Origin of the sequence: Mesorhizobium escarrei (assembly GCF_935825525.1) — a bacterium.
GTDB lineage: Bacteria > Pseudomonadota > Alphaproteobacteria > Rhizobiales > Rhizobiaceae > Mesorhizobium > Mesorhizobium escarrei.
Genome location: NZ_CAKXZT010000153.1, coordinates 1 through 2,757, shown reverse-complemented (window position 1 = coordinate 2,757; position 2,757 = coordinate 1). Strand labels below are relative to the sequence as shown.

Sequence of the window (2,757 nt, the reverse complement as noted above, 5' to 3'; positions counted from 1 at the left end):
CCACCGGTTTTGCCCCGGTTACGAAAGTTCGGCTTCCGCAGCATTGTTTCCTGTGCAGACATGCTGCGAGATCGGCTCGTCCCTCCGATCAGCCCGCGTCCTCTTCCCCACCACGGGGCGCGGCTTTTCTGCCTATCGTAGGGAAATAGCCAATGACCAGCCGGCGATCGGCGGCCCCAGGTCTGAGCGTTTGGTCATCATTGTGCCGGCAATGCCTTCGCGGCGGCGGTCAGGGTTGCCCGATCGTTGCCGTGCTTGCGGATCAGCTCGCGCACCTGCTCCGGCGTTATGTTGTTCTGCAGAGCGAAAAAGTTCACTTCATAATCATCGTCCGCCGATATCTTGTTGCGGTCGCGAAAGTCGCGTTTGCTTTTGTCGTCTGCCATATCGCACGTCCTTTTAGAATTTCGCCATATTCACTATGGCTAATATACGCCGCTGGCCTAGACTGGGTTCCATGCGTAGGCGGGCAGAGGCCGGCACCGGCCGGCTAGAGTTCATTCCCCCGATGGAGCCCAGGCTGGTGGCCATGCCGCCCGAGGGTGACGACTGGATTCATGAGATCAAGCTGGATGGCTACCGCGCCCAGATCATTATCAACAGCCCCGAGGATATCCGCGTCTATGCCGAAACCGGTAAGGACTGGACGCGTAAATATCTGGGCATCGTGGAAGCTGCGGCGGAGCTTGAGGTCAAGAACGCCATCATCGACGGCGAGGCGGTCGTCACCGACAAGGCCGGCATGCCCGACTTCAACGCGCTCCAGAACGCCGTCGACAACAATCCATACGGCATGTACCTGTGCGCATTCGACATTCTGCACCTCAACGGCCAGGATCTGCGCGACATCGGCTGCAAGGCGCGCCGCGAAATTCTCAGCGGTATCATCAAGCCGCACAGCCGGATTCGGTTCAGCGAGGCCCTGCCTGGTGACGCGCAGTCGCTTTTCCACCTCGTCGAGGAGGTCGAGCTTGAGGGCATTGTCTCGAAGCGCGCCGACAGCAAATACCGCAGCGGCCTGACTTCGAACTGGCTGAAGACCAAGAGCTTCACGGTCGATGAATTCGAATTATTGGGCGTCGAGCGCCAGCCCGGCGAGGCAGCCTTCGCCCTTTTGGCACAGCCCGGCACCGGGAAATATATCGGTACCGCCCTGATCAGCCTGGGCCGCGACATGAAGGAGCGGCTGTTGAGGCGGGTTCGGGAGCACGCCGGGCCGCCGCCAGAGGCGATGAAGAAACGGCCAGGGACACAATGGCTCAGGCCCGGGGTGAAGCTGCGCATCAAGCACCTTCGCGGCGACCACAGCCACATACGCAATGCGTCGCTGCTGGGTTTCGGTGACGACGAGTAGCGTCGTCTGGGCATCAGCTTAGTCGCTCGACGGTCGATGATCGCCAGGCTAGGCACGCGGCACTATCGTGGGATGAAGACGCCGGCGACACAGTGGCAAACCGGGGATGGTCGGCTGCGTGAAGCACTTGCATGGCAAGGAAGATCTGCCGCGTGCTTCGCTGCAAGAATTAGTAGAAATACTAAGAAAAGGGACCTTGCCTTGTTTTGCGCCGATGTCCTATCTGTCTGAACTACTTTCAGTCTGAGGGGCGGGTATGAAACAGAATCAGGATGGCAATCGGCGATCATCCTCAGGCAGCGCATTGGCGATCGGGCTTTTTATATCGAGCATAGCTCTGGCAGGGTGCACTACAGTTTCCACTAGCGGTGCGGATGGATGGCTTACGAAGTCAAATTTTGACAGGGTTGACCAAGCAATGGCTAAGAAAGGCATGATGCCCGCAGCAATCGACTGCCGGTTCGATAGCACAGCTCCGGGCAAAGCGGCCTATGGATCAAAAGTTACGTGGCAACCTGTCCCCAGAGACATTCGCTGGGTAATGCATGTCGGCACTCCCGATTACGTTGCGAGCAGTGAAGCTAAATCACGCGCAATCGGCCTTCATCGCGTGTTTTCGAAAAGGGTTCGTGACAAAGCAACGGGTCAAGTAGTTCAGTGTTCGATCTCGACGAATTGATCCTCTCAGCGGTGCCGACCATCTGGAAGGGACTAGTCCCTACTGCCGACAGCGGCGGCGACGCAATGCAAGTTGAGCCATGCGTTCGATTTAGTCGCAGCGACAGCCGAGCAAAGATGGGGCAAAAAGTGCACTGTCACCGTAATTCGGTCGCCCTGCAGCCACCATCTCTGACGCTGGCCACGGGCCACCACGTCTTCGTCATCCCAGGGCGGAGCAGGAGCGAAACGACGTCGCGGAGACCCTGGGATCCATGCCGTTACCCAAGCCGAAGAATGCAGCGGCCCAGAACGGCGCTTGCATCCGCAACGGTGCTCGTTACCCTTCCCCCATGACCGGCTATGCCTGCATGACCGCGAGCCAGAAGCGCGGCACGATCTACATCGGCGTCTCCAACAATCTCGGCCGCCGCATGCCGGAGCACAGATCCGGCTAGGGCTCACGCTTCACCAGCCGCTACGGCGTGCAGCGTGTGGTCTGGTACGAGGAACGTTTCGACATTCGCGACGCCATCCAGCGCGAGAAGTCGCTGAAGCGCTGGCCGCGCCAATGGAGATCGAGCTGATCGAGAAGACCAAACCAGAGTGGTTCGAGCTTTTTCGCGGGACGGGGTGGTAGGCGTTCGGTTCTGGGCCGCAGTGCACTGCCGTGAGGTAACGGCATGGATCCCAGGGTCTACGCTGCGTCGCTTCGCTCCTTTCTCCGCCCTGGGATGAGTGCGTCA

Annotated in this window: 2 protein-coding genes and 1 pseudogene; 2 read left to right on the top strand and 1 reads right to left on the bottom strand. The window is 59.4% G+C overall.

The window, feature by feature from the left end; translation table 11 throughout:
• Window positions 1-197: 197 nt before the first annotated feature.
• A complete protein-coding gene (locus NMG80_RS28305; protein ID WP_254021160.1) occupies window positions 198-386 on the bottom strand; it encodes a DUF3606 domain-containing protein in 189 nt (62 codons plus the stop codon).
• Window positions 387-457: 71 nt separating this feature from the next.
• On the opposite strand from NMG80_RS28305, the gene NMG80_RS28300 reads away from it, so the two are divergent.
• Together NMG80_RS28300 and NMG80_RS28295 are read left to right on the top strand one after the other, a co-directional pair.
• Window positions 458-1,354, top strand: coding sequence for an ATP-dependent DNA ligase (locus NMG80_RS28300; protein WP_254021159.1), 897 nt, complete (start codon window positions 458-460; stop codon window positions 1,352-1,354).
• Window positions 1,355-2,364: 1,010 nt separating this feature from the next.
• A pseudogene (locus NMG80_RS28295) lies at window positions 2,365-2,651 on the top strand (GIY-YIG nuclease family protein).
• The last annotated feature ends 106 nt before the right edge of the window (window positions 2,652-2,757 follow it).

Excerpts from the sequence above, each read along its gene's own strand:
- NMG80_RS28305 (WP_254021160.1), bottom strand. The coding sequence starts at position 386 with ATGGCAGACGACAAAAGCAAACGCGACTTTCGCGACCGCAACAAGATA.
- NMG80_RS28300 (WP_254021159.1), top strand. The coding sequence starts at position 458 with ATGCGTAGGCGGGCAGAGGCCGGCACCGGCCGGCTAGAGTTCATTCCC.